General features: G+C 69.9%; 2 protein-coding genes and 2 pseudogenes. All 4 read left to right on the top strand.

The annotated features are described in order from the left end of the window. A pseudogene (locus G3N99_RS42235) lies at positions 1-153 on the top strand (precorrin-3B synthase); the annotation flags it as partial. Beyond that, positions 146-772, top strand: coding sequence for a precorrin-8X methylmutase (locus G3N99_RS38085; RefSeq protein ID WP_046545711.1), 627 nt, complete (start codon positions 146-148; stop codon positions 770-772). The pseudogene G3N99_RS42235 and the gene G3N99_RS38085, both read left to right, overlap by 8 nt. Beyond that, on the top strand, positions 769-1,503 hold the full coding sequence (locus G3N99_RS38090; RefSeq protein ID WP_166896637.1) for a precorrin-2 C(20)-methyltransferase: 735 nt from the start codon (positions 769-771) through the stop codon (positions 1,501-1,503). The genes G3N99_RS38085 and G3N99_RS38090 overlap by 4 nt, the downstream gene beginning before the upstream one ends. Then, positions 1,500-2,627, top strand: a pseudogene (locus G3N99_RS38095) (cobalamin biosynthesis protein CbiG); the annotation flags it as partial. The gene G3N99_RS38090 and the pseudogene G3N99_RS38095, both read left to right, overlap by 4 nt.

Here is a 2,627-nt window from a genome sequence, read left to right on the forward strand (position 1 = left end):
CGGCGCGTCGCGGTTGCGCCCGCGCACTACGACCTTTACCGGCGCGACGCCGCTACGGGCCTCGGCGCCCCGCTCGCGCGCCATCTGACGATTGACCAGGCCGCGGCCCGACTGACGGGCGTGCGGCACAGCCAGGACACCACCGATGCTTGACTACATTCGCGACGGGCAGGAAATCTACCGCCAGTCGTTCGCGACGATCCGCGCCGAGGCCGACCTGTCGCAGGTTCCGCCCGACCTCGAGAAACTCGCGGTGCGCGTGATCCATGCGTGCGGGATGGTCGACGTCGTCTACGACCTGCGTTTCTCGGCCGGCGCCGGCACGGCGGGCCGCACGGCACTCGCGGCCGGCGCACCGATCCTGTGCGACGCGAGGATGGTTGCCGAAGGCATCACGCGCGCGCGGCTGCCGGCCGACAATCGCGTGATCTGCACGCTCGGCGAGCCCGAGGTGCCCGATCTCGCGCGACATCTCGGCAACACGCGTTCGGCGGCTGCGCTCGAACTATGGCGTCCGCATCTCGCGGGCAGCGTCGTCGTGATCGGCAATGCACCGACCGCGCTGTTCCACCTGCTCGACATGATCGACGCCGGTGCGCCGCGCCCTGCGCTCATCCTCGGTTTCCCGGTCGGTTTCATCGGTGCGGCCGAATCGAAGGCGCTGCTCGATGCCGACAGCCGTGGCGTACCGTACGTCGCGCTGCTCGGCCGGCGCGGCGGCAGCGCGATGGCCGCTGCGGCGGTCAACGCACTCGCGACGGAGGTCGAATGACGACCGCGCGCGGACGCCTGTTCGGGGTCGGCGTCGGCCCCGGCGATCCTGAACTGATGACGATCAAGGCGCTGCGCGTGCTGCAGGCCGCGCCGGTGGTCGCGTATTTCGTCGCGAAGGGCAAGAAAGGCAATGCGTACGGCATCGTCGAAGCGCACCTGCAGGACGGGCAGACGCAACTGCCGCTCGTCTATCCGGTGACGACCGAGGCGCTGCCGCCGCCGCTGTGCTACGAGACGGTGATCGCCGACTTCTACGATACGGCCGCCGAGATCGTTGCCGCGCACCTCGACGCGGGCCGCGACGTCGCGGTGATCTGCGAAGGCGACCCGTTCTTCTACGGCTCGTACATGTACCTGCACGACCGCCTCGCGCCGCGCTACGACACCGAGGTGATCCCCGGCGTGTGCGCGATGCTCGGCGGCACGGCCGTGCTCGGCCAGCCGCTCGTCTATCGCAACCAGAGCCTGTCGGTGCTATCGGGCGTGCTGCCCGAGCACGAACTGCGCGAGCGGCTCGCGCGGGCCGACGCGGCCGTCGTGATGAAACTCGGCCGCAATTTCGACAAGGTGCGGCGCGTGCTCGACGAGCTGGGGCTCGCGAAGCGCGCGCTGTATGTCGAGCGCGCGACGATGGCGAGCCAGCGCATCGTGCCGCTCGACGAAGTCGATCCGATGGCGTCGCCGTATTTCTCGCTGCTCGTCGTGCCGGGGGAAAAATGGCAAGGATGACGACTCCGCCCGCGATCGTGATTCTCGGCGCGGGCGCGCTCGATACCGCGCGGCGCATCCAGGCGCGCTATCCGGGTGCGCTCGTGCATGGCCTCGCATCGCGCGTCGACGCTGACGTGCCATTCGACGATCTCGGCGCGCACCTGCGTGAACTCTATGCACGCGGGCTGCCGATCGTCGCGCTGTGCGCGGCCGGCATCGTGATCCGCTGCATCGCTCCCGCGCTCGCCGACAAGGGCGTCGAGCCGCCCGTGCTCGCGGTGGCGGAAGACGGATCGGCGGTCGTGCCGCTGCTCGGCGGGCTGACGGGCGTCAACGTGATGGCGCGCGAAATCGCCGCATGCGTCGGCGTCGCACCGGCGATCACGACCAGCGGCGAATTGCGCTTCGGCGCGTGCGTGCTCAATCCACCGGAAGGCTATGCGCTCGCCGATCTTGCGCAGGGCAAGCGCTTCGTATCCGATCTGCTCGCGGGCGCATCGACGCGCATCGACGGCGCGGCGCCGTGGCTAGACGATGTCGCGTTGCCGCGCGATGACGCGGCCGCGCATGCAATCCGCGTGACACCCGATGCATGGCGCGGTACGCGCGACGAACTGGTGATTCATCCGCGCAGCGTGGTAGTGGGCGTCGATGCGCAGGCGATCCACGGTGATGAAGCGCTCGCTGCGCGCATCGACGCCGCACTCGATGCGCAAGGTCTCGCGCGGCTGGCGCTCGCGGCTATCGTTGCACCCGTAGCGGCAATCGGTGATGCCGTGCTGGAAGAAGCGGCGCAAACGCTCGACGTGCCGCTGCGCTTCATCGATGTCGATGTCGATGTCGACGGCGATGCCAATGCCAACGCACCAACCGATGCGGCCGCCCTGCTCGCCAGCGCGTTGCGTGTCTCTCACACACTGCGCGCCCCGACGAACGGCATCGCATGCGCGGTCGCGTCGCACCCGGTCGATCCCGCCACGCTCGGTCGTGCACGCGGCCGCCTGACGGTGCTCGGCCTCGGCCCGGGCGGCGCTGCATGGCTCACCCCGGCCGCGCGCGCTGCGCTCGCCGAAGCGACCGACATCCTCGGCTACACGACCTACGTGAACATGGCCGGCCCGTTCCGTGACGACCAGCGCGTG

The sequence above is a fragment of the Burkholderia sp. Ac-20392 genome, from assembly GCF_017104585.1.
GTDB lineage: Bacteria > Pseudomonadota > Gammaproteobacteria > Burkholderiales > Burkholderiaceae > Burkholderia > Burkholderia lata.

What these genes read in the sequence shown, in the direction of transcription:
- G3N99_RS38085 (WP_046545711.1), top strand. Translation starts at nt 146, where the DNA reads ATGCTTGACTACATTCGCGACGGGCAGGAAATCTACCGCCAGTCGTTC.
- G3N99_RS38090 (WP_166896637.1), top strand. Translation starts at nt 769, where the DNA reads ATGACGACCGCGCGCGGACGCCTGTTCGGGGTCGGCGTCGGCCCCGGC.